Annotated in this window: 21 protein-coding genes; 9 read left to right on the plus strand and 12 right to left on the minus strand. The window is 65.7% G+C overall.

Going from position 1 to position 23,352, the window contains the following annotated elements; translation table 11 throughout:
* Nucleotides 1-18 precede the first annotated feature (18 nt).
* Both wecB and wecC read left to right on the plus strand, forming a co-directional pair.
* Nucleotides 19-1,170, plus strand: coding sequence for a non-hydrolyzing UDP-N-acetylglucosamine 2-epimerase (gene wecB, locus QBJ92_RS09450; RefSeq protein ID WP_277969436.1), 1,152 nt, complete (start codon nucleotides 19-21; stop codon nucleotides 1,168-1,170).
* The gene (gene wecC / locus QBJ92_RS09455) at nucleotides 1,154-2,449 is read left to right on the plus strand and encodes a UDP-N-acetyl-D-mannosamine dehydrogenase (RefSeq protein ID WP_277969437.1); all 1,296 of its coding nucleotides are present in this window, start codon (nucleotides 1,154-1,156) and stop codon (nucleotides 2,447-2,449) included. The genes wecB and wecC overlap by 17 nt, the downstream gene beginning before the upstream one ends.
* Before the next feature lie 45 nt (nucleotides 2,450-2,494).
* On the opposite strand, the gene mnmA is transcribed toward wecC, so the two are convergent.
* Nucleotides 2,495-3,622 (minus strand): tRNA 2-thiouridine(34) synthase MnmA, encoded by a 1,128-nt coding sequence (gene mnmA, locus QBJ92_RS09460; RefSeq protein ID WP_277969438.1) that lies wholly within the window; start codon nucleotides 3,620-3,622, stop codon nucleotides 2,495-2,497.
* Between the two features lie 123 nt (nucleotides 3,623-3,745).
* On the opposite strand from mnmA, the gene QBJ92_RS09465 reads away from it, so the two are divergent.
* The 3 genes from QBJ92_RS09465 (at nucleotide 3,746) to QBJ92_RS09475 (ending at nucleotide 4,745) form a co-directional block, all read left to right on the plus strand.
* Entirely contained in the window at nucleotides 3,746-3,979 is a 234-nt protein-coding gene (locus QBJ92_RS09465) for a hypothetical protein (protein WP_277969439.1), read from the plus strand.
* A 106-nt stretch (nucleotides 3,980-4,085) separates the two neighbouring features.
* Nucleotides 4,086-4,385, plus strand: a complete 300-nt coding sequence (locus QBJ92_RS09470; protein WP_277969440.1) for a DUF1153 domain-containing protein — start codon at nucleotides 4,086-4,088, stop codon at nucleotides 4,383-4,385.
* A 105-nt stretch (nucleotides 4,386-4,490) separates the two neighbouring features.
* Nucleotides 4,491-4,745 carry a GlsB/YeaQ/YmgE family stress response membrane protein gene (locus tag QBJ92_RS09475; RefSeq protein ID WP_277969441.1) on the plus strand — a complete coding sequence of 85 codons (255 nt, stop codon included), beginning with the start codon at nucleotides 4,491-4,493 and terminating at the stop codon, nucleotides 4,743-4,745.
* 78 nt (nucleotides 4,746-4,823) lie between these two features.
* Here QBJ92_RS09475 and QBJ92_RS09480 read toward each other — a convergent pair whose 3' ends face one another.
* The 6 genes from QBJ92_RS09480 to rpiA all read right to left on the minus strand — a co-directional run bounded on the left by QBJ92_RS09480 (nucleotide 4,824) and on the right by rpiA (nucleotide 11,445).
* On the minus strand, nucleotides 4,824-5,543 hold the full coding sequence (locus tag QBJ92_RS09480; RefSeq protein ID WP_277969442.1) for an SIMPL domain-containing protein: 720 nt from the start codon (nucleotides 5,541-5,543) through the stop codon (nucleotides 4,824-4,826).
* 104 nt (nucleotides 5,544-5,647) lie between these two features.
* Nucleotides 5,648-6,457, minus strand: a complete 810-nt coding sequence (locus tag QBJ92_RS09485) for a Cof-type HAD-IIB family hydrolase (protein WP_277969443.1) — start codon at nucleotides 6,455-6,457, stop codon at nucleotides 5,648-5,650.
* Nucleotides 6,454-7,437 (minus strand): phosphogluconate dehydrogenase (NAD(+)-dependent, decarboxylating), encoded by a 984-nt coding sequence (gnd, locus tag QBJ92_RS09490; protein ID WP_277969444.1) that lies wholly within the window; start codon nucleotides 7,435-7,437, stop codon nucleotides 6,454-6,456. Before gnd ends, QBJ92_RS09485 begins: the two co-directional genes overlap by 4 nt.
* 87 nt (nucleotides 7,438-7,524) lie before the next feature.
* The gene (gene tal / locus QBJ92_RS09495; protein ID WP_277969445.1) at nucleotides 7,525-8,634 is read right to left on the minus strand and encodes a transaldolase; all 1,110 of its coding nucleotides are present in this window, start codon (nucleotides 8,632-8,634) and stop codon (nucleotides 7,525-7,527) included.
* Nucleotides 8,634-10,715: a transketolase gene (tkt, locus tag QBJ92_RS09500; protein WP_277969446.1), complete on the minus strand. Its 2,082-nt coding sequence runs from the start codon at nucleotides 10,713-10,715 to the stop codon at nucleotides 8,634-8,636. Before tkt ends, tal begins: the two co-directional genes overlap by 1 nt.
* A 70-nt stretch (nucleotides 10,716-10,785) precedes the next feature.
* Nucleotides 10,786-11,445: a ribose-5-phosphate isomerase RpiA gene (gene rpiA / locus QBJ92_RS09505; protein WP_277969447.1), complete on the minus strand. Its 660-nt coding sequence runs from the start codon at nucleotides 11,443-11,445 to the stop codon at nucleotides 10,786-10,788.
* A gap of 103 nt (nucleotides 11,446-11,548) precedes the next feature.
* Here rpiA and QBJ92_RS09510 point away from each other — a divergent pair, with 103 nt between their 5' ends.
* Together QBJ92_RS09510 and msrA are read left to right on the plus strand one after the other, a co-directional pair.
* Complete coding sequence (locus QBJ92_RS09510) at nucleotides 11,549-12,178, plus strand: DedA family protein (RefSeq protein WP_277969448.1); 630 nt, start codon at nucleotides 11,549-11,551, stop codon at nucleotides 12,176-12,178.
* 85 nt (nucleotides 12,179-12,263) lie between these two features.
* Complete coding sequence (gene msrA / locus QBJ92_RS09515) at nucleotides 12,264-12,923, plus strand: peptide-methionine (S)-S-oxide reductase MsrA (protein WP_277969449.1); 660 nt, start codon at nucleotides 12,264-12,266, stop codon at nucleotides 12,921-12,923.
* Between the two features lie 57 nt (nucleotides 12,924-12,980).
* On the opposite strand, the gene pdeM is transcribed toward msrA, so the two are convergent.
* A complete protein-coding gene (pdeM, locus tag QBJ92_RS09520) occupies nucleotides 12,981-13,643 on the minus strand; it encodes a ligase-associated DNA damage response endonuclease PdeM (protein WP_277969485.1) in 663 nt (220 codons plus the stop codon).
* A 113-nt stretch (nucleotides 13,644-13,756) separates the two neighbouring features.
* Here pdeM and QBJ92_RS09525 point away from each other — a divergent pair, with 113 nt between their 5' ends.
* Nucleotides 13,757-15,703, plus strand: coding sequence for a potassium transporter Kup (locus tag QBJ92_RS09525; RefSeq protein ID WP_277969450.1), 1,947 nt, complete (start codon nucleotides 13,757-13,759; stop codon nucleotides 15,701-15,703).
* A 34-nt stretch (nucleotides 15,704-15,737) separates the two neighbouring features.
* Here the strand turns inward: QBJ92_RS09525 and QBJ92_RS09530 are convergent, their stop codons facing one another.
* Nucleotides 15,738-16,850 (minus strand): glycoside hydrolase family 68 protein, encoded by a 1,113-nt coding sequence (locus QBJ92_RS09530; RefSeq protein WP_277969451.1) that lies wholly within the window; start codon nucleotides 16,848-16,850, stop codon nucleotides 15,738-15,740.
* Between the two features lie 71 nt (nucleotides 16,851-16,921).
* The gene (locus QBJ92_RS09535) at nucleotides 16,922-19,399 is read right to left on the minus strand and encodes a TonB-dependent receptor domain-containing protein (protein WP_277969452.1); all 2,478 of its coding nucleotides are present in this window, start codon (nucleotides 19,397-19,399) and stop codon (nucleotides 16,922-16,924) included.
* Between the two features lie 153 nt (nucleotides 19,400-19,552).
* On the opposite strand from QBJ92_RS09535, the gene QBJ92_RS09540 reads away from it, so the two are divergent.
* The gene (locus tag QBJ92_RS09540; RefSeq protein ID WP_277969453.1) at nucleotides 19,553-20,878 is read left to right on the plus strand and encodes an MFS transporter; all 1,326 of its coding nucleotides are present in this window, start codon (nucleotides 19,553-19,555) and stop codon (nucleotides 20,876-20,878) included.
* Here QBJ92_RS09540 and QBJ92_RS09545 read toward each other — a convergent pair whose 3' ends face one another.
* Both QBJ92_RS09545 and QBJ92_RS09550 read right to left on the minus strand, forming a co-directional pair.
* Entirely contained in the window at nucleotides 20,879-21,886 is a 1,008-nt protein-coding gene (locus QBJ92_RS09545; RefSeq protein WP_277969454.1) for a substrate-binding domain-containing protein, read from the minus strand.
* Between the two features lie 146 nt (nucleotides 21,887-22,032).
* Nucleotides 22,033-23,337, minus strand: coding sequence for an OmpP1/FadL family transporter (locus QBJ92_RS09550; protein ID WP_277969455.1), 1,305 nt, complete (start codon nucleotides 23,335-23,337; stop codon nucleotides 22,033-22,035).
* Nucleotides 23,338-23,352 lie beyond the last annotated feature (15 nt).

Genomic DNA, 23,352 nt, shown 5'->3' on the forward strand with positions numbered 1-23,352 from the left:
GAGGATTAGGGGCGGAGCATGATCGAACCCGCTCCCCTCCGCCGCCCGCGCAAAGTCCTCGTCATTTTCGGCACCCGCCCCGAAGCGATCAAGTTGTTCCCCGTCGTTGCCGCGCTGTCGGCGACGCCGGGGTTAGTGGTGCGGACCTGCGTGACGGCGCAACATCGCGAGTTGCTCGACCAGGTCCTGTCGATCGCAGGCCTTGTGCCCGATGTGGATCTCGACCTGATGGAACCCGGCCAGTCGCTCGACCGGCTGACCGCACGGCTGCTGACGGCGCTTGGCGACGTGATGGATGCCGAGCAGCCCGATCGCGTGATCGTCCAGGGCGATACCGCGACCGCGATGGTCGGGGCGCTCGCGGCCTATTATCGCAAGGTGCCGGTCGCGCATGTCGAGGCGGGGCTGCGCTCGGGCGACATCTACCATCCGTGGCCGGAGGAAGTGAACCGCCGGATCGTCGCCCCGATTGCGGACCAGCATTACGCCCCGACCGAAACCGCCGCCGCCGCGCTCCGCCGCGAGAACATCGACCCGGCGACGATTCACGTGACCGGCAACACCGTGATCGACGCGCTGCACGCGACCTGCGCCAAGCTCGCCGCCGATCCGTCGCTTGCTGCCGGCCTCGACGCGATCGCCACGCGCTTTGCTGGCAAGCGGATCATCCTCGTCACCACGCATCGCCGCGAAAATTTCGGCGGCGGGATGGAGAATATCGCGCGCGCGCTCGCCCGGATCGCGCAGCGGGACGACACCGCGATCCTCTTCCCGGTCCACCCCAACCCCAATGTCGTCGCGGTGATGGACGCTATGCTCGGCGACCGGCCCAATATCGCGCGGATCGATCCGCTCGATTACCCGCACTTCATCCGCGCGCTCGATCTCGCGCATATCGTGCTGACCGATTCGGGCGGCGTGCAGGAGGAAGCGCCCGCGCTCGCCAAGCCGGTGCTGGTCATGCGCGAGACCACCGAGCGCCCCGAAGGCGTCGAAGCGGGCACCGCGCGGCTGATCGGGACTGATTCCGACCGCATCGTTTCCGAAATATCAACGCTCCTCGACGACAAGCAGGCGTATCAGGCCATGGCCCGCGCCCACAATCCGTTCGGCGACGGCCATGCGTCCGCAAGGATCGCAAAGGGTGTCGCCAATGGTTTCGGATTCTGAACTCAAGGTCGTCGTCGTTGGCCTCGGGTATATCGGCCTCCCCACCGCCGCGGTGATCGCCCGGACCGGCGCCAAGGTGCTGGGGCTCGACGTTTCCGCGCATGTCGTCGAGACGGTCAATTCGGGGAAGGTCCATATCGAGGAAGTCGACCTCGATGGGCTGGTCTCGGGCGTCGTCGCGCGCGGATACCTGCGCGCCTCGACCGAGATCGAACCGGCGGACGTGTTCGTCATCGCGGTGCCGACGCCGTTCGCGGACGATCATGCCCCCAACATCGGCTATGTCCTGCGCGCGGCGACGACGATCGCGACGGTGCTCAAGGCGGGCGACGTGGTGATCCTAGAATCGACCTCGCCCGTCGGCACGACCGAGAAGGTCCGCGACCTGCTCGCGCAGCTGCGCCCCGATCTCAAGGTGCCCGGCCGGACCGGCGAAAGCGCCGACGTCGCGATCGCTTATTGCCCCGAGCGCGTCCTGCCGGGGCGGATTCTGGTCGAGCTGATCGACAACGACCGCGTCATCGGCGGCATCACCCCGCGCTGTGCACGCAAGGCGCTGCAATTCTACCGCCGCTTCGTCCGTGGCGCGTGCGTCACCACGACCAGCCGCGCGGCCGAGATGACCAAGCTGACCGAAAACGCGTTCCGCGACGTCAACATCGCCTTCGCCAACGAACTCAGCCGCGTGGCGGACACGATGGACGTCGACGTGTGGGAAGTGATCCGCCTCGCCAACCGCCATCCACGCGTCAACATCCTGTCGCCGGGCCCGGGCGTCGGCGGGCATTGCATCGCGGTCGACCCGTGGTTCCTGGTCCATGCCGACCCCGCCAACACGCCGCTGATCCGCACCGCGCGCGAAGTAAACGACGCGAAGATCGACTATGTGGTCGATCGTGCCGAGGCGATGGTCGCAGCCAATCCAGGCTTGCGGGTCGCGTGCCTCGGGCTCGCGTTCAAGGCGAACATCGACGATTTTCGCGAAAGCCCCGCGCTCAAGGTGGCGACCGCGCTGGCGCAGCGCTTCGGAGATCGGCTGTGCGTGGTCGAGCCCTATACCAACGCCCTCCCCGCCGCCTTTGACGGGACGGGCGCGCGGCTGGCCGATATCGATACCGCGATCGAGACGTGCGGGATCATGATCGTGCTGGTCGACCACGACGTGTTCAAGTCGGTGCCGGTCGATGAGCGCGGCGACAAGATCGTCTACGACACGCGCGGAATCTGGCCGGACCAGCCGCGGAGCATCCCCCGCGAACCGATGCGCCTGGCAGGGTAACCGTGACACGTCCCTCCGGTTGAGGGAGTGTCAAACCCTAGTCGGTCAGCCTGAAACCGCGAACGTCTCCGCGGCAACGTAGGCGCTTTCGGTTTCCTCGATCCAGCCGCCGCCGATCACCCGGTCACCGCCATACAGCACGGTCGCCTGTCCCGGCGCGACGCCATATTCGGGCGCGTCGAACACCACCCAATCGCCGTCGCGGCGTGCGGGGACCGGCTTGGCGAGCGAGCGGACTTTGGCGGTCAGTGGACCGTCATAGTCCCCGCCCAGCCAGTTGATCCCGCTCAGGCGCGCCGCGCGTACCGCGAGCGCTGCACGCGGGCCGACGACGACGCGGCGAGCCTCAGCCTCCAGCCGGATAACGTAGAGCGGCTCGGGCGTACCGCCGATCTCGAGCCCGCGGCGCTGGCCGACGGTGAAGTGGATCAACCCCTTGTGCCGCCCAAGCACCCGGCCCGCGGCATCGACGATCTCGCCCGCGGTATCCGCCTCAGGGCGAAGCTTCTTGACCAGTCCGGCATAATTCCCGTCAGGCACGAAGCAGATGTCCTGGCTGTCGGGCTTGCCAGCAACGCCGAGGCCGAGTTCGGCCGCGATCTCGCGCACGCGCGGCTTGGGCAATCCGCCGAGCGGGAAGCGGAGATAATCCAGCTGTGTCTGCGTCGTCGCGAACAGGAAGTAGCTCTGGTCGCGCGCCGGATCGAACGCCCGGTGCAACTCGGCGCCCGCCTTTCCCTCGACGCGGCGGACGTAATGCCCCGTCGCAAGGCAATCCGCGCCGAGATCACGCGCGGCGGTGAGCAGATCGGTGAACTTCGGCCCCATGTTGCACTGGATGCACGGGATCGGGGTGCGACCGGCAAGATAATCGTCGGCGAACCGGTCGATCACCTGGTCGCGGAAGCGCGTTTCGTGATCGAACACGTAATGCGCGATCCCCAAACGGTCGCACACCGCGCGCGCGTCGCGGATATCGCGCCCCGCACAGCACGATCCGGCCCGCCCGACTGCTTCGCCGTGATCGTAGAGTTGCAGTGTGATCCCGATCACTTCCGCCCCCGTCCGCACCGCCAGCGCGGCGACGACCGAGCTGTCCACGCCGCCCGACATTGCGACAACGATGCGCTTGCCCGCGCCATCGGGGCCCAACTGAAAATCTGCGTCTGTCATGATGCGGGGGAGATAGGCCTTTCCCGCGCAACTTGCAAAACCGGTCCGAATTCTAACGGCAGCTTTACGCGCCCTTTAGAACCTGTGGCGTAAACACCCGCATCGCCCCTCGTGGAAGTATGTGTGGACCTCAGCTTTTCCAGATTTGAATCGGACGTGCATGTCGTGGCCTTGTCGCCCGAGCTTGCCGTTCTGATGGTCGGGGTGGCGGCACGACAAGCCGCGAGCCCGACCGCGCTGGCACAGGCCCGGTTGCCCCGCATTCACCGCAGCGATCCGTTCACACCGACGCACGGCGCGTTCAACCTCGCGGCCTGGGATATGGTCGCCGCGCGAGACGAGCGGAGGAAAGCGTGAACCCGCTGTTTACCGAGACGCTTTAGCCAGCGTTCAAGTCCAGTGCCTTATGACCGTAACAACTTCGCTGATAGGGGCCACCGCCCCGAGACAAGGTCTTGTAAGAATGATCGAGAACCAAAAGATCCGCCCCGCAAGAGTGATCGGTCCGCTCGGTGAACCCCTGACGCTCGAATCCCTGCCCCCGCCCGAGACGACCCGCTGGGTCGTGCGGCGCAAGGCGGAGGTCGTGGCGGCGGTGAACGGCGGGCTGCTGTCGGTCGACGAGGTTTGCGAACGCTACGGTCTGACGGTCGAGGAGTTCGCCGGATGGCAGCGCGCGATCGACCGTTCGGGGATGCCGGGCCTCCGCGTGACGCGGATCCAGCACTATAAATCATTGTACGAACGTCAGCAAAAATACTGATTTACGTTTCAGCGCGGCTTTGCTCGATCCGGGGCCGGAACAAAAATCAGGGTTTGTGAGTCTTGTCTCCGTCATCCCGGACATAACCGGGCAACGGAGGGTAAAATGGTTGGACTTATTGTTTGGCTCGTCGTCGGTGGCGTGTGCGGTTGGCTTGCCAGCATGATCATGCGTACCGATGGCCAGCAGGGGATTATCCTCAACGTCATCGTCGGCATCATCGGTTCGGTGATTGCATCGTTCCTGTTCGGCGCTGGGATCAACCAGGCGATCACGATCAACACGTTCATCTATTCGCTGATCGGTGCAGTCATTCTGCTCGCGATCGTGAACCTGGTGCGTCGCGGTACGGTTCGTTAAGACGACAGTCCAACCGGATGATCGGGCCGCTGGGGAAACCCAGCGGCCCTTTTCATGTCCGGCGTTCGCGGGCGCCGGTTACTTCAGCAGAAAGCGCACCGAGACGGTAACGCTGACTTGCGTTTCACCCGCGGCGATTGGCGTCGAATCGCTTGCCTTCATCGCGCGCGCCATGGCGAAGACCGGCGGCTGTGGGTTCGACCCGTCGTTCGTTCCATTTTCGCTGATCGTGACGATCCGCACCACGCTCATGCCGGCGGCCTTGGCGTAGAGCTCGGCGCGCGTCCGCGCGATTTTCACCGCATCGGCGCGTGCTTCGTCCAATGCGGCTTCGGGCTTGTCGAGCGACAGCGTGGGGCCGTCGATCTGGTTGGAGCCCTGCGCCACGAGTGCATCGAGGATCGCACCCGACTTGGCGACGTCGCGGAAGCGGATCGAGACGCTGTTGCTTGCTTGATAGCCGGTCACCGCGGGGGGCTGGCCCTCGGTGTAGCGATATTGCGGATTGAGCGCGACGCTTGCGGTTCGGATGTCGCGCTGTGCGACGCCCGCCTGCTTGAGCGCGGCGAGAACGCGCGTCATGCGCGTCGCATTCTCGGACAGCGCGGCGGCGGCGGTCTGGCCCTGCGTCACGACGCCCGCGCGGATCGTCGCCACGTCGGGAACGCGCTCGGTACGCCCTTCGGCGGACACGTCGAGCAGCGCACCGTCGGGCAGGATCGTCGGTGCGACCTGCGCCATCGCAGGGGTGGCCATGGCCAGAACCGCCGGAACCAGCAGCATCATCTTCGAACGCATCGTCTTCTCCCAGAATAACGGGCGCAGGCGCCCGGTCGGGACCCTGTTGCCAGCTTTGGATGAAACGAGCGATGAACAATCGTTACGCACGGCGCGCGAAACGGTCAGCGATCCCCGAGGATTGCGGTGATCGCCTCGGCCACCCCGTCGTCATCGTTGCTGGCGACGACATGGGTCGCCTTGGCGCGAACCGCTTCCGGCCCCTGCCCCATCGCGAAGGACACCGCAGCACGCGCGAACATCGGCAAATCGTTCGCCTGATCCCCGAACACCGCGATCTGGTCGAGCGGAACCGCAATGGCATCGGACAGCGCGGACAGCCCGTCGCCCTTGTTGCCGGTGCGCGGCGTCACATCCAGATAATAGGTCTGCGACTGCACGATCGTGGCGCTATCCGCGAAACCGTCCATCCGCTTGCGCAGGTCGATCAGCAGCTCGGGATCGTCGCTGACGAAGGTGACCTTGTCCGCGCGGTCGAACAGGTCGGAGAAGTCGGACGTCACGATCGGGTCCTGGTTGGACGCGCGCTTTTCGCTGTCGACATGACCGCCGACAGCGGTGCTGGCGTACCACAGGTCGTCCGCGAACACCCAGGTGTCGACCGCGGCATCCTTCGCTGCGGCAAAGATCCCCTCGACCACGGCGCGGTTGATCCGGTCGGCCTGCAGCACGGTGCCATCGCGGCGGAAGACGGTGCCACCGTTAAACGCCCCCATCGGCCAGTCGATTTCCAGCGCCTCGGCGATCGGCATCATCCCCGATCGTGGTCGTGCGCTGATGATGCTGAAGCCGATCCCGGCGGCGCGCAGGCGCGCGACCGCGTCGCGCACCCCCGCCGTGACCGCCTTGCTGCTGTCGACCAGCGTGCCGTCGACGTCGGACACGACCAGCTTGATCGCGGGGGCCGTGCTCATTGCGGCATCTCGACATGCCCGCCGAAGCCGAAGCGCATCGCGGACAGCAGCTTGTCCCCGAACGTGTGGTCGACCCGGCTGCGATACCGCGCGAACAGCGCCGCGGACAGGACGTTGACCGGAACCGCTTCCTCCATCGCCGCCTGGACGGTCCAATGGCCCTCGCCGGAATCCGCGACAGAACCCGAGAAATGCTCGAGCATCTGGTCCTTGGCGAGCGCCGAGGCCGACAGATCGAGCAACCACGACGAGATCACCGACCCGCGCCGCCACACTTCGGCGATATCGGTCAGGTTGAGGTCGAACCGCTCATCCTCGGGAAGCTTGTCCGACGACTTGCCCTTGAGCACGTCAAAGCCCTCGGCATAGGCCTGCATCAGCCCGTATTCGATGCCGTTGTGGACCATCTTGACGAAGTGCCCGGACCCGGCTGGTCCGGCATGGATATAGCCCTGCTCGGCGCGCGGGTCGGCCGTCGCCACGTCGCGTTCGGGGGTGCGGGGAATCGTTCCCATACCGGGCGCGAGCGCGGAGAGGATCGGGTCGATATGGTCGACCGCTTCCTTGTCGCCGCCGATCATCATGCAATAGCCGCGCTCCAGCCCCCACACGCCGCCGGACGTGCCCACGTCCACATAGCGGATGCCCTTTTCGGCGAGCATCTTCGCGCGGCGGATGTCGTCCTTGTAGAAACTGTTGCCACCGTCGATCACGATATCGCCCGACTCGGCAAAACCGCCGATCGTGGCGACGGTCTGTTCGGTCGGCTCGCCGGCGGGGAGCATGACCCAGTAGATTGCCGGGCTGTCGAGCTTACTCCGCATGTCGTCGAGCGACGTCGCCCCGGCGGCGCCATCGCCGACGAGCTTCTGGACCGCGGCCTCATCCCGGTCGAACACGACGGCCTGATGCCCCGCGCGCATGATCCGGCGCGCGATGTTGCCGCCCATACGGCCAAGGCCGATGATACCGATTTTCATGATGCGCGCACTCCAGGATGGGATCAGATATGAGAACGTCCGCCCCGGGGGCTCCCCGGGACGGACGCGTAAACGCCTAAGGACGTGTTAGGCTGCAACCGGATGCTTGGCAGCGATCGCGCCGAGCAGATCGTCGAACGCTTTGGAGAAGGAGGCCACTCCCTCGTCCACCAGTTCGTCGGTCACGCCGTCGAGATCGAGCCCGAGCCGTTCGGCTTCGGACAGGACATGACGCGCACCGGCGATATCCTGCGTCAGCGTTTCAGCCGCCGTACCGCGGAGGCGATAGGCGTCGAGCGTCTTGGGCGGGATCGTGTTGACCGTGTCCTTGCCGATCAGCGTGTCGAGATACAGCGTGTCGGGATAATCGGGATTCTTGGTCCCGGTCGATGCCCACAACAGCCGCTGAACCTGCGCACCCTTGGCGGCGAGCGCCTGCCAGCGCGACGAGGCGATGAACTCTTCATACCATGCGTACGCCAGCTTCGCGTTGGCGATCGCAACCTTGCCCTTGAGCGGCTTGGCTTCGTCGCCACCCACTCCCGCGTCGATCTTGTCGTCGATCTTCGCATCGATCCGGCTGACGAAGAAGCTCGCGACGCTGGCGATCTTGTCGATCGGCTCACCGCGGGCGGCGCGCTTCTCTAGACCCTCGACATAGGCTTCCGCCACCGCCTGATAGGCACTCTGCGAGAACAGCAGCGTGACGTTGACGTTGATCCCCGCATCGATCGTCGCTGCAATCGCGGGGACGCCAGCCGGCGTGCCCGGGATCTTGATCATCACGTTGGGCCGGTTGACCGCCTTCCACAGCTTCTGCGCCTCGGCGATCGTCGCGTCGGTGTCGTTCGCCAGATAGGGCGAGACCTCGAGGCTGACATAGCCGTCCTTGGCATCGAGCCGGTCATAGACCGGGCGGAGCGTGTCCGCCGCAGCCTGAATGTCGAGGATCGCGAGATGCTCGTACCGGTCGATCGTCGGCGCGTCGGGGTTGGACTTGTCGTACGCGGCGAGCTCGGCGTCATACGCGTCGCCATGCCCCATCGCCTTTTCGAAGATCGACGGATTGGAGGTCACGCCGGTCAGCGCGTCCTCGTCGACCATCTTCTGAAGGCTGCCCTCGGCGAGGAACTTCTTTTCGACGAAATCGAGCCAGACTGCCTGGCCGAGTGCCGCCAGTTCGTTGAGCTTGCCCATCACTTGGTCTCCCGCAGTTCGTTGGCGATCTTCACGATATTGTCGACCGTGAAGCCGTATTTGTCCTGAAGCTTGGTGATCGGCGCGGACGCGCCGAACGTCGACATGGTGACCGTCTTGCCATCGAGCCCGACATAGCGATCCCAACCGATCTCGCCCGCCATCTCGATCGCGATCCGCGCCTTCACGCTCTTTGGCAGGACCGATTCCTTATAGGCCGCATCCTGGAGCTCGTAGCGATACCAGCTCGGCATCGACACGACCCGCGAAGCGACACCGTTTTCCTTGAGCTTCTCGTGCGCGGCGACCGCGAGCGAGACTTCCGAACCGGTCGCGATCAGGATGACCTCGGGGTTTTCGTCGCCGTCGAGGACATAGGCGCCCTTCTTGAGGCCATCCGCGCTCGCATATTTGGTGCGGTCGAGCGTCGGCAAAGCCTGACGCGACAGGACCAGCGCGGTCGGGTGGCTGGCATCCTCGACGACAGCGCGCCACGCGGCGGCGACTTCGTTCGCGTCGCCCGGACGGATCGTGTCGAGCCCCGGGATCGCCCGCAGCGTCGCGAGATGCTCGATCGGTTGGTGAGTCGGGCCGTCTTCGCCGACGCCGATCGAGTCATGCGTGAACACCCAGACCGAGCCGACTTCCATGATCGCCGAGAGGCGGATCGGTGCGCGCATGTAATCGCAGAACACCAGGAAGGTGGAGCCGTAGCCACGCAGGTGCGATAGCGTCATGCCGTTGACGATCGAACCCATGCCGTGCTCGCGCACGCCAAAGTGGAAGTTGGTGCCGCCGTAATTGTCCGCCTCGAACGAGGGCGCACCCTTGATGTCGGTCTTGGTCGACGGCGCGAGATCGGCGGAACCTCCGAGCAGCCACGGCAGCTTTGGCGCGATCGCGTTGAGCACCTTGCCCGACGAATCCCGCGAGGCGACGCCCTTGGCGTCCGCCTCGAACACCGGGATGTCTGCGTCCCAACCGTCGGGCAAGCTGTCCGACAGCATCGAGTCGAGCTGGTTGGCGAGTTCCGGGTGCGCCTTGCGGTACTCGACGACCTTCGCTTCCCATTCGGCGCGCAGCGGTGCCGCGCGGTCGAGCATCGACGCCTTGAAGCGCTCCGCGACGCCGTCGGGGACGAGGAACTGTGCGTCCTCGGGCCAGCCGTACGCCTGCTTGGTCAGGCGGATGTTGTCCGCGCCGAGCGGCTCGCCATGGGCCTTTTCGCTGCCCGCCTTGGGGCTGCCATAGCCGATCACCGAATGGACGACGATGAAGGTCGGCTTGTCGGTCGTCGCCTTGAACGCGTCGAACGCGGCGGTGAGCGCACCGACGTCATTCGCATCGTCGACGTGGATCACGTTCCAGCCATAGGCCACGAAGCGCGCGCCGACGTCCTCGTCGAACGCGAGCGCGGTGTTGCCCTCGATCGAGATATGGTTGCTATCGTAGATCCAGCAAAGGTTGGACAGCTTGAGATGCCCCGCGACCGAAGCCGCTTCGGCGGTAACGCCCTCCATCATGTCGCCATCGCCGCACAGCGAATAGACGTCGTGATCGAACAGCGTGAAGCCCGGCTGGTTGAACCGCGCCGCGAGCCAGCGCTCAGCGATCGCCATGCCGACCGAATTGCCGCAACCCTGGCCGAGCGGACCGGTCGTCGTCTCGACGCCGGTGGTGTGGCGATACTCAGGATGGCCCGGCGTCTTCGAATCGAGCTGGCGGAACTGCTTGAGATCCTCGAGGCTCAGCGCCGGCTTGCCGGTCTTGTTGCCCTCGGCATCGATTTCTTCGATCCCGGCGAGGTGTATCAGCGAATAGAGCAGCATCGACGCATGGCCGACCGACAGGACGAACCGGTCGCGGTTGGGCCAGTCGGGCGTGGTCGGGTCGTAGCGGAGGAATTTGGTCCACAGCGTCTGGCCGACCGGCGCGAGCGCCATCGGAGTGCCGGGGTGCCCGGAATTGGCCGCCTGGACGCCATCCATCGAGAGCGTACGGATCGTATCGATCGCGAGCCGATCGGCACTGCCGTCTTCGTGGACACCGGCATCGGCGGTTTGGATCGGGGTATCAGCCATGGAGCAGGTTCACCTTGTTGTTGCGCCCTGAACGCTTCCGCGTCGGTCGGGTTGCCGGAATGGGTGGGGTTTAATCCGGAGCGCGTCTGCGTTCCAGTCGCGTAACGATGCCATGGTCAGCGATATAGGCAGCGGAAACTTCAGAGAGAAACAGGCCGTGGCCGAGCCCGCCCGGGATCTGCGCAATGTCGGCGGCGAGGCGGACATGGTCCGTGTCGAGCGGAAAGTGACAGTCCAAAACGGGGTTTCCCTGATCGGAGACGAACCCCGCGCGCGGGACGACCGTGCCGCCGAGCGCGACGAGCCGGGCGGCGACAAAGGCTTGCGCGAAGGGGAGGACTTCAACGGGAATCGCGGCGGCGCCAATGGCCGCCACCCGCTTGGACGAATCGGCGATCACGATCATCCGCGCGCTGGCGCTGGCGACGACCTTCTCGCGCAGCATTGCCCCGCCGGCGCCCTTGATCGCCCGGAACTGCGAATCGATCTCGTCGGTACCGTCGATCGTCAGGTCGATCCGCGCGGGCAGATCGATCAGCGCGATCCCAGCCGCACGCGCCAGCGCTTCGCTCGCCAGGCTGGTCGCGACCGCACGAATATCGAGCCGACGCTCGCCGAGCGCGGCAATCGCAAACGCGGCGGTCGACCCCGTACCCAGCCCGACCACCATGCCCGGCTGGACCTCTCCTATGGCAGCGAGCGCAGCGGCGCGTTTGTCCGACTCGTTCATGCCGCACGCCTTAGCATCATGGTCGCGCGCGGGAACCCCGCTCACCCGCTCAGGTCATATTTCCGCTGGCCCCCCGCCGCGCCACAGGGCAAAGCCCGACCCCATGTTCGAAAAGATCCTGGCCACGCTCGCCACCTTCACCATCTGGGTCATTTCCAGCGGGGGCTATGTCGGCATCGCCCTGCTGATGGCGATCGAGTCCGCCTGCATCCCGCTGCCGTCCGAGATCATCATGCCGTTCGCGGGGTATCTCGTCTCGGTCGGGCGGTTCAACCTGTATTGGGCGGCGACCGCGGGCGCGATCGGGTGCAACCTCGGGTCGATCGTCGCTTATGAAATCGGCAAGCGCGGTGGACGCCCGATGGCGGAACGCTGGGGCCGCTACGTGCTGATCGGGCCGGGCGAGCTCGACACCGCCGACCGTTTCTTCGCACGGTTCGGCGGAATCGCGGTGCTGATCGGCCGGCTGCTCCCGGTGATCCGCTCGTTCATCGCCTTTCCGGCGGGCGTCGCGCGGATGCCGCTGATCCCGTTCCACCTCTACACCTTCCTCGGATCATGGCCGTGGTGCTTCGGGCTTGCCTGGGTCGGCATGAAGCTCGGCAACAAGTGGAACAGCGACCCGCGCGTCAAGGCGGCGTTCCACAGCGCCGATCTCATCATCGGGATCGTGCTGATCGCCGCGATCGCTTTCTATATCTGGCACCGTGTCCGCGGCTTGAAGCGGCACTGAGGCATACCGACATCCTTTCGCAGGGGCGCGCGTAGCTTCTCCGGTCACGCCGGGGAACGCGCGCCCAGTCGAAAGGTCCGCCACGATGCTCAAGCCCGTCCTCTTCACTGCCGCCTGCGTCGGCGCGGTCGCCTTCGTCTTTGCCGGTGGCGCCGCGCAGGCCGAGCGCGCGGTTCCGATCCCTGCCGCCGTTGCCGACGTGACCGGCGCGACCGGCCCGCAAACCGCGGTGTTCGCGGGGGGCTGCTTCTGGGGGATGGAAGCGGTGTTCGAACATGTGAAGGGCGTCCGCCAGGTCACTGCGGGCTATGCGGGCGGCACGCGCGACACCGCGACCTACGACCAGGTCTCGACCGAGACGACGCGCCACGCCGAGGCGATCCGCGTGGTCTATGATCCGGCGAAGGTCAGCTATGCCACGCTGCTGCGCGTCTATTTCTCGATCGCGCACAATCCGACCGAGCTCAATCGGCAGGGGCCGGACAGCGGGATCAGCTATCGCTCGGCGATTTTTCCGCAGAACGCGGCACAGCGCGGGGTAGCGACGGCTTACATCGCGCAACTGGCCAAGGCGCGCGCCTTTCCGAAGCCGATCGTGACGAAGATCGAGACCGGTGCGTTCTATCCGGCAGAGGCGTATCACCAGAATTTCTACGACCGGAACCCGAACCACCCATATATCGTGACGTTCGACAAGCCCAAGGTCGCGGCATTCCGTGCGGGGTTCCCGCAACTGGCGAGCTGATCGAGGCGGCCGTCCCGACGACAGTCGGGGCGGCTCCTTCAGATTGGTTTTAGGCCGCTACGCCGCCAGTCGGAACCGCAACAGCCTATCCTGGATCGGAATGAGCGCCTCGGCCCCCTTCCCCACCGCGCGGACGATCTCGGGGTGCTGTGCGTCCAGCCCGCCGGTCAGCGCACCGAATGCGGGCAGGATCAGCTTGGTCGGCGTCGTGACGAAACACCGCCGTGAGACATTCTGCCCGCGCACGCGCAACCGCAGTTTGGGGTGGAAATGCCCGGAGAGTTCGGGCCGCGTCTCGGCAGGGTCCGCCTCGTGCCGCAGGACCAACCCATCGACGACGGCTTCGTCGACCACCGTGCCGCCGCAGCGATCGACCATCCCGCTGTCGTGATTGCCGGTGATCCACGTCCAGCGCGTTGCGCCGGTCAGCGTCCGCAACTGATCCTGCGCCATCGTCGGCAGCCGATCGCACCCGCCATCGTCGTGGAAACTGTCGCCCAGGCACCAGACCTCGCGCGCGCCGGTGGCGGCAAGATCGTCTGCGAGTCCGCTCAAGGTGACGAGCGAATCGTACGGCGGCAGCATCTGCCCGCGCTGCGCGAACCAGCTCGCCTTTTCGAAGTGCAGATCGGCGACCAGCAGCGCCGTGCGGTCCGGCCAGAACAAGGCGCCGCTACGGAGTGCTAGGAAATCGTGACCGGCGAACGAAAAGGGAACCATGTCCTTGCCCATGCCGCAAAGCCTTGCTTCATGCAACGTTCACGAAAGCGCTTGCGCTCCGTGTCCACAAGCGTAAAGCGCGCCGTCCTTTCCGGCAGGTCGCCCAACCCATTATGTCCGCTGCCACCGCCACTTCCACAGCTTCCCCGTCGCATGGCGCGACCCCGCATCCTGCGCTGTTTGCGCTGACGATCGGCGCGATCGGCGTCGTTTTCGGCGATATCGGGACAAGCCCGCTCTACGCGTTCCGCGAAGCGCTGGAGCTGACGGGCAAGGACGGCCTGGAAACCGGCGAGATCCTTGGCGTGCTGAGCCTCGCAATCTGGTCGCTGATCCTCGTCGTCACGGTCAAATACGTCGTCTTCCTGATGCGCATGGACAACCAGGGCGAAGGCGGCGTGCTCGCCCTCACCGCGCTGGCGCGGCGTGCGCTCGGCAAACGATCGCTGATCGCGCTCGTGCTCGGTTCAGCGGGGGCATCGCTGTTCTATGGCGATGCGATCATCACGCCCGCGCTGTCGGTGCTGTCCGCGGTCGAGGGACTGAAGACGATCCCGGGGCTCGAAACCGCCATCAACGAGCAAGTGATCCTGTCGATGACGATCGTCATCCTGATCGCGCTGTTCGCGATCCAGAGCCGTGGCACCGCGAGCGTTTCGAAGCTGTTCGGGCCGGTGTGCTTCGTGTGGTTCCTCGTTCTCGGCGGTCTGGGCCTCTGGCATATTGCGGACGAACCCTCGATCCTGCGGGTCGTCTCGCCGCACTATGGGGCGCTGTTCCTGCTCGACCACGGCGTCACCGGGCTGTTCGTGCTCGGTGCCGTTTTCCTGACCGTCACGGGTGCGGAAGCGCTCACCGCCGACATGGGGCATTTCGGTCGCCTGCCGATCCGCATCGGCTGGTTCGCACTCGTCTTCCCGTGCCTGATCTGTAATTACCTCGGCCAGGGGGCATTCGCGCTCAATGCGCTGGAAGCCGCCAAGGCCGCGGGCCAGCCGTTCCACAATCAGGACTGGTTCTTCCTGATGGCGCCCGCGTCGATTCGCCCGGGCCTGATCGTGCTCGCGATGGCGGCGACCGTGATCGCCAGCCAGGCGGTCATCACCGGCGCCTATTCGCTGACGCAACAGGCGATCCAGCTCGGGCTGCTACCCCGGCTCCGCATTCGCCAGACCTCCGCGACTCAAGCGGGACAGATCTATTTGCCTTCGATCAACTGGCTGCTGCTGTTCGGCGTGCTGGTGCTGGTCGTGCAGTTCCGCACCTCGTCCGCGATGGCGGCGGCGTATGGCATCGCGGTGACGGGCACCATGGTGGTGACCACGCTGCTCGCGTATATCGTCGTGCGGCATCGCTGGAACTGGGGCCGTCCGCTGGCGCTTGCGGTGATCCTGCCGTTCCTGACGCTCGACCTGATCTTCTTCGGCGCAAACATCCTGCGCGTGATCGAGGGGGGCTGGGTCCCGCTGGTCGTCGCGAGCGGTATCGGGCTGGTGATCTACACCTGGAACCGCGGACGCGGGATCGTTCGAGCGTTCGAGGCGCGGCAGAGCGTCCCGCTCGCCGATCTGGCGGCTGCGCTGGGGAAGCGTCCGCCCGAGCGGGTCGAGGGGACCGCAGTGTTTCTGACCGCCAACCCCGACAGCGCGCCCGGCGCGTTGCTCCACAATCTGAAGCACAACAAAGTCCTCCACGAGAAGAACCTGGTCGTCAGCATCCGCACCGCCGACCGCCCGTCGATCGCTCCCGAGGAACGCGCCGAAATCCGCCCGGTGGATGCGAACTTCACGATCGTCGTGCTGACCTATGGATTCATGGAATCGCCCGACGTGCCGCGTGACCTCGGGCTTGAGGCGACGTCGCACAAGAAGACGCTCAACCCTGCGAAAACGAGCTATTTCATCGGTCGCAACACGATCAAGCCAGCCGCCAACCAGGGCATGCCGCTGTGGCAGGACCGGATCTTCATGTTCCTTCAGCGGAACGCCAGCGACCCGACCGAATTCCTGCGGATTCCGCCGGGCAAGGTGCTGGAATTGGGCGAACAGGTTACGGTCTGAGGGGAGGCCCACCGCCGCCCTCTTCGCGATGCGATCAGGCGATCGTCGCGCGGTCTCCATCCAGCACGAGCCGGAACGGAACTGCCGGCGTGCCACCGAAATGACGCCGCGCCTCGTCGATATCGACCGGGTTTTGCGCAAGTCCGGGACGGTCTACGAAGCTTAACACCCGTAAATCGTCGAGGACCAGCCAGCTATACGCCTGGAGCGGGGCTTCGGTCGGATTGCCGCAAACCAGCCCGCTGCCGTTGAGCGGTACCCACGGCCCAGCAAAGCGATCCGCGACCATCCCGTACAGCCCGGTCGGACCCGAGGGACCGTCGCTCGCGAACACCTTCCGCTGTGTGACCCAGAAACAATAATAGTGCCCGTGGTGATGGACGATGTGCGGGCGTTCGAGTTCGTTGTTGAGGCCGTCGGCGGTGATCAGCGGGGGCTGGAGCCGCCACTCCCCCTGCTCGCGCCGCGCGACGCCGACCGCGCCGTTCCACGGGGATGTGGACTGCTGGAGCGACGCCGCGAACAGGAGATATTCCGCGCCGTCGGCCGGATCGCGAAACCACGCGGGATCGCGGAACGCCTTGATCGTCCCGATCCCGCCGCCGCCGGTCATGTCGCGCGTATAGGTCACGCCGTCCGCCACGACCGACTCGATCGGCGTCGTCCAGCCCGACAGCTGCGGCACGCCATCCTCAATCGTGAGTGCGGCGCTGGTCTCGAACAGGCGCTGGTCGAAACTGGGTTCGGCCTCGCCGCGATGACCAGCGGCGGTGAAGTACAGCGTCACGCGGTCGTGCGCGGGCGAGACGATCGCCGACCCCGACCATTCGCGACTCCCCGGCGCGAGGCCGTCTGGCAACAGATCGCCAAGATCGCGCCACCCGTCCGCCGTCTCGTGCATCGCGCGGATCCGCGCGAGCGCATGGCGCGATTCAGGATCGGGCAGCACCGGCGCGGACAGCAGCATCTGCAAGGCGCCGCCAGCGATGTCGGCGACGCTCCCGTCACGTTCCTGTACGGGCCAGTAATCCCACAGGTCGAAACCCGGCAGGATCGGGGGAAGTTCGTTCGCCGCGATCGCGGGCACTTGCACAAACGGCTGGTGCGCGATCGAGGCGACCGCATCGCGGGACCAGATAGTCGTCATAAACTGCTACTCACTGGGGAGGAAAAGCGCAGTCGGCCCGGGCGCGCTACAGCACGCCCGGGCCGTCCGGTTCAGAAGTCGAGCTTGACCGCGGCGGACACGGTGCGACCATTGATCGACCGTGCCCGAACGATCCCGTTGGTCGGGATCGACGCTTCCTCGGCTTCGGTAAAGCCCTTTGTGTCGAACAGGTTGTTCGCGTTGATCGACACTTGAACGCGCTCGACCGGACGCACGCTGAGGAAGGCGTTGACCTGGGTGAAGCCCGGCAGCTTCAACTGGTTGGTGTCCTGCGCATAGCTCGACGTCGTGCCGATCGCGCTCGCGCCGAGCGTGAACAGCCCGGTCGTATATTGCGGGGTCACCTTGTAGACGAACTCGGCCTGCCGCCGCGGACGGTTGCCGATCACCGCGGGGGTGACGTTGTCGCTGATGATCTTCGCTTTGGTGAACGTGCCATTGGCCGCGAGGCTGAACCCGCCGATGCGATAATTGCCCTCGAGCTCGACACCGTACGCGCGGTACGTGCGATCGAAGAACGCCCGACTGGTCGCCTCGAAATTCTGCTCGGCGGTCTTCGCCCAGAACGCGGTACCATACAGGTTGAACCCGGCGTGGCTGTACTTCACCCCGCCTTCCGCCTGCCGGACGAAATCAACCGGCCGCGCGCCGGGCTGAAGCCGGCCCGAAACCGAGCTGACGTTGTTCGGGTTGAACAGGAACCGGTCAGCGTTCGCACGACCCCCGCGGCTGTAGCGCGCGAAGATCGAGAGGTCACTCGCCAGGCGATAGTTCGCGCCGAACGAATAGGACGCATAGTGGAAGTTGTAATTGACCGGCTGCGGGTTGTTGATCGGCAGGATCGTCGTCTGCGTCTCGGGGTAGGAAATCGTGCCGTTGCCGTCGACGTCGAAGCTTGTCACCGGGCCATCGCCGACCACGAAGCCGCGCGCGCTGCCGGTGTCGTAGCGAACGCTGGCGTCGACGTTGAAGCCGCCGCCAGTATAGCCGATCGACGCGAACGGCGCATTGGTGTCGTAATCGACATTGTAGCTGCGGCGGCAGCAATTGCCGAAATAGGACGCGCCGTAAGCAACCAGGCCGTTATCGGTCCGCGACAGCCCGGTTGCGGTCTGCACGTTGAGCAGCGCGGCGTTGTTGCCTTGCGCATCAAGCAGATAGGACGACCAGGTCCAGTCGATGTCGATCGTCTGGCGCGACTTGTAGAAACCCGCCGAGAAGTCGACCGTCCCCGCCCCCGCGGCGAACCGGCGGTTGACCCGCAGGTCGTTGGTGATGTTGTTCAGGCTGTTGAGCTTGGAATTGAACAGCACGACCCCGATCGCGTTCGAGGTCGTCGGGTTGGCGTAAAGCTGCCCCGCATTGGGTCCGTTGGCATAGCTCAGGATCGCGCCCGGGCCACCGATCGCATTGGCTAGGTTCTGCGCGGTGTCGACGCTAGCCGGGAACGGCGAGATGAACCGACCGGAAATGTCCGAATAGCGGAACTTGTCGCTGACCTTCCATCCGTCGGCGACCTCGAATTCGGTTTCGAAGCCAACCGCCTTGACGACCGGGTGCATCCCGTCGCGAATATCGTCGACCTCGCGGTTGTTGGCGCCGTCGAGCGTGACCGCACGCGTGAAATAGATGCTGTGGATCGTGTCGCTATTCGCGCTGAGACCCGGCAGCGAGGTGTATTTCGGGTCGCTGTTGCTCCCCGTCACACGAACCGGGCTCGGCAGATAGGCGATGGCGCGATCGTCCAAGTATTTAACGTTCAGCCGGAAAAAGCCGCGATCGAAGGTCTTGGTGATGTTGCCGCGGATCTGGCCACCCTTGTTGCCGTCATAGCCCGCGCGCCGTGGCCCTTCCCCGACGCGGTAGAAACCGCCGACGTTGAAGCGCAGCGTATCGCTCAGCTTGCCACCGTAATCGGCGTCGATGCGGTATTCGCCATAATCGAGCCCGACCGTTCCCTGGATCGAGCCGCCCTCCTGCTCGCCGGTCTTGGAGATAAGGTTGATCACGCCGCCGGGCGAATTGGAAGCGAAGGTCGAGGCCGACCCGCCACGCACCGCTTCCACGCGCGCAACGTTGAAGTCCGCGCGCAGGAAGATGTCGGTGTTGGCGAAGGCGATGTCGCCATATTCGAGGATCGGCAGGCCGTCTTCCTGCAGCTGCAGGAACTTGGCGCCGCCCGACGCGACCGGCAGGCCACGCACCGCGATGTTGGCGTTGCCCTCGCCGCCCGACGATTCGGAGCGGATACCGGGCAGGCTGCGGAACAGTTCGGCGGCGGAGCGGGGCGCGGCCTGCGCGATCGCGTCGCTGCTGATCGAACTGACCGAGACCGAACTGTCGAGCCGGTTCTGGCCGCGCGCGACCGCGGTGACGATGATGTCGTCGCCGCTCGCTGCTGCGGTATCGGTTGGCGTATCGATCTGGGGTTCGGCGGGCGGGCTGGCCGCTGGCGCTTGCTGGGCATAAGCCGGGGCGGCGACCATCAACGCGGTCGTCGCAAGGAAAAGGGTGCGCCCTTTCAACATGTCACTCTCCTGGAACGGAACGGCCGGTTATTCGGCTCGATCCGGACCTAATCCCGTCTCGCAAACGATTGCAAGCACAATTTGCAATCGTTTGCGCAAACAGCTACAGCGCGTTGCAGGACGGCAACAGTTCGTCGACGGGGAGAGTGAGACGTGACCAGCGTATCGGCCGGCAAAGTGCATCTGTCGTTCGCCCGTATCCTGCAGATGAACCTCGGTTTTCTCGGGCTGCAATTCAGCTTCGGGCTGCAGCAGAGCAACATGGGGCCGATCTACAGCTATCTCGGCGCGGACGAGGGCAGCATGCCACTCCTCTGGCTCGCGGGGCCGATGACCGGGCTGATCATCCAGCCGCTGATCGGCGCGATGAGCGACCGCACCCGTACCCGACTCGGGCGGCGCACCCCCTATTTTCTCGTCGGCGCGATTCTGTGCAGCCTGTGCCTGCTGGCGATGCCCTACAGCCGCACGCTGTGGATGGCGGCGAGCTTGCTGTGGGTGCTCGACGCCGCGAACAACGTCACGATGGAGCCGTATCGCGCTTATGTCAGCGACCGGCTCGACGAGACGCAACGCCCGCTCGGCTTCCTGACGCAAAGCGCGTTCACCGGACTGGCGCAGACGCTGTCTTACCTCGCGCCGTCGCTGCTGGTGTGGTGGGGCATCAACAAGGACACGCTCGACAGCAACGGGATCCCGGAAATCACGCGGATCAGCTTCCTGATCGGCGCGGTGCTGTCGATCACCACCATCCTGTGGTCGGTATGGCGCGTCCCCGAACTGCCGCTGACCCCCGAGGAAGACGCTGCGATCACCGCCGACCCGTTGTCGTTGCGCTCGACCCTGAGCGGGCTTGCCGCAGCGATCCGCGACATGCCGCCGACGATGCGCCAGCTTGCGGTGGCGATGCTGTTCCAGTGGTTCGGGATGTTCTGTTACTGGCAATATGTCGTGCTCGCGCTGGCGCGCGGCGTGTTCAACACCAGCGACCCGACCAGCGTCGGCTTCCGCGACGCCGGACTGCTCAACGGACAGCTTGGCGCCTTCTACAATTTCATCGCCTGCGTCGCGGCCTTTGCGATGGTGCCGTTCGCGCGGCGCTTCGGCGCGCGACCGATCCACGCGGTCGCGATGGTCGCCTCGGGGTTGGCGATGATGACGATCGCGTCGACCGGGTCGATCCCGCTGCTGATAGTCGCGATGATCGGAATCGGGATCGGCTGGGGCAGCCTGATGGGTAATCCCTATCTGATGCTCGCCAACGCCATCCCGCCCGAGCGGACGGGAGTGTACATGGGCATTTTCAACATGTTCATCGTCATCCCGATGATGATCGAGATCCTGTTCGTGTGGCTCGCCTATCGCCCGTTGCTGGGCGGCGATCCACGGAACGTGCTGCTGCTGGGCGGCGGGATGATGCTGGCGGCGGCGGTGGCGACGTGGTTCGTCCGCACGCCGGATACGCGCGCCCGCCCCTGATCAGGCGGAGGCGCGCAGGATCAGTTCGGGCGGCATCGCCACCGACTGCACGTCCTCGCCGGCAATCCGGCGGAACAGCAGGTCGACCATCGTCACCGCGCCGCGCGCGACGTCCTGTCGCACCGTCGTCAGCGGCGGATTGGTGTGCATCGCGATCACCACATCGTCATAGCCGACGACGCCGACGTCCTGCGGCACCCGCTTCCCGCGCCCGGTCAGCGCCCGCAAGGCGCTCATCGCAATGACGTCGGACGCGGCGACGATGCCGTCCGGGGAAGCGTGGCTCGCCAGATACGCCTCGATCGCGCTGTACGACGCTTCGCTGGTCAAATGGACCGGCAGCAGCGCCGCCGGTTCGATTCCCGCCGCCGCCAGTGCCTGCTGGAACCCGGCGTAGCGCGCGGCGAATTCGGGCACGTCGGTATTCCCAAAGAACGCCAGCCGCCGCCGCCCCTGCGCGAGCAGATGGTCCGCGGCGAGCCGCCCGCCCGTGACATTGTCGGTGCCGACGGTGGTCTGCATCCGGCCGGGCATCGTCGCGCCCCACACGACCACCGGGCGATAGCGTTGCGCGACACGCTCGATCGCGTCGATCTGGTTCGACTGGCCGACCACGATGACGCCGTCGACGCGCCCGGCATCGACGATCGCATCGAGCCAGCGATCGTCGTTCGGAATGACGCGCGACAGCAGCAGGTCATGCCCGCGATCCGCGATCGCATCGGCGAGCGGCCCCAACAGGCTCATGAAGAACGGATCGGAGAGATGCTGTTCGGCCTCATGCCCGAGCGGCAGGACCACGCCGATCGCACCGGTCCGCCCGAGGCGGAAGTTGCGCGCGGCCTGGTTGACCTGGAAGCCATGTTCACTCGCCAGCGCGACGATGCGTTCGCGCGTGGCCTTGGCGATCACGGTGTTACCGGAGAGCGACCGGGATACGGTGGCGACCGAAACGCCCGCAAGTTCGGCAAGTTCGGCAAGAGTAGAGACTGTTGACGTTACGCCCATAAGTGAGTTGTGCCGTGATCCGCGCGAAACGCCAACGGTTGTTGTTGTGAGCCTTGGGTGCGTTCCCGAACCGGGACGCGCAGTTGCCTCCACGATCCTTTCGCCGAACGGGCGGTGGGGAAGCCTTTAGCCTCCCCACCGTCCGGTCAGAAGGTCACGCGCCCCCCGAGCGACAGCACGACGGCATGCGCATTCCGCAACAGGCCGTTGGTGACGACGGGCGTCTGCGCCGGGGTTCCGGCATAGGCCGCGGTCACGCGGTCGATCGTCGTGTCGCTGAAGTCGACATAGCTTGCCGCCGCGTCGAGCGCGATGCGCGGGGTCAGCTGGTAGCTGCCGCCCGCTGCATAGGTCCAGCGGTTGGCATCGGGCACGCGCGCGTCGCGCAAGCCGTCCTGCGTCGGGGTGATCGTCCGTTGGAGACCCGCACGCACCGTCGCCTTGGGGCTGAGCGCATAATCGACGCCGCCCGCGAGGCTCCAGCTGTCGCGGTAATTTTCGGGCAGCGCGACGTTGAGCGGCGCGCCGAGCCGAATCGCGTCGAACTTGCTCCAGTTATACGCGACGACCTGCGCGTTGAGCGTCAGCGCGTTGGTCGCCTTGAGACGCCCCGCGACCATCACCTGCCCCGGGGTGCGGAACTTCGCCTGCACGTCCGACAGCGACGTGTTCGACGCGGCGAGCGGACCGACCAGATTGTAGATGTTGAGCTGGCCGGTCAGCGTATGCTCGATGCTCGACTTGTAGCTGATCCCGACGGTGGCGATGTCGTTGTGGAGTTGGACGCCCGCGGTCCAGCCGAAGTCCCAGCCGTGGCCCTTGAGTGTCTGCGTGCCGTCCGGAAGGGATGCAAGGACGTTGGGGAGCTGGTTGCTGAGGAAGGCGTCGGTATATTCGACGTTGAGCGCGCCGCCGACCCGCAGCCAGTCGGTCAGCACGATGCCGACCGAGGGCTGGATGTCGATCGTCCGCAGCCGCGTCTTGTCCGCGCTGTAGCGCGCCCAGCTGTTGGCGTCGTAATCGGTGGTGAAGCTGAACGGCGAGGTGACCGCGAGGCCGACCGCGATCCGGTCGTTGATCGGATAGGCGATCGCGCCGCTCGGCAGGACGCCATTGTTGATCGGGTCGCGCGACACGCCATTGCCACCGACCGGCGCGAACGCCTGCCCCGGGCGGCGGATCAGCGTACCATTGTCGATCACCTCGCCCTTGGGCAGGATCGCGGTCGCGCTGACCGCGGCTTCGGCATTGGTGATCCCGGCGATCGCGGCCGGATTCCACCATAGCGATGCAGGCCCGGTATCGGCGGCCTCCCCCGAAAACGCACGGCCCGCACCGCGCGCGGACTGCGCCTCTAGGTAGAAGGCGTCGGCATGCGCGACGCCGGTGAACCCGATCGACGAGACAAGCGCGGTCGCGCCCAGCAACGGGGCTTTGAAACGAATTGGCATTGAGGTTTCCTGTAC

This window comes from Sphingomonas echinoides, from assembly GCF_029623395.1.
Taxonomy (GTDB): Bacteria; Pseudomonadota; Alphaproteobacteria; order Sphingomonadales; family Sphingomonadaceae; genus Sphingomonas; species Sphingomonas echinoides_A.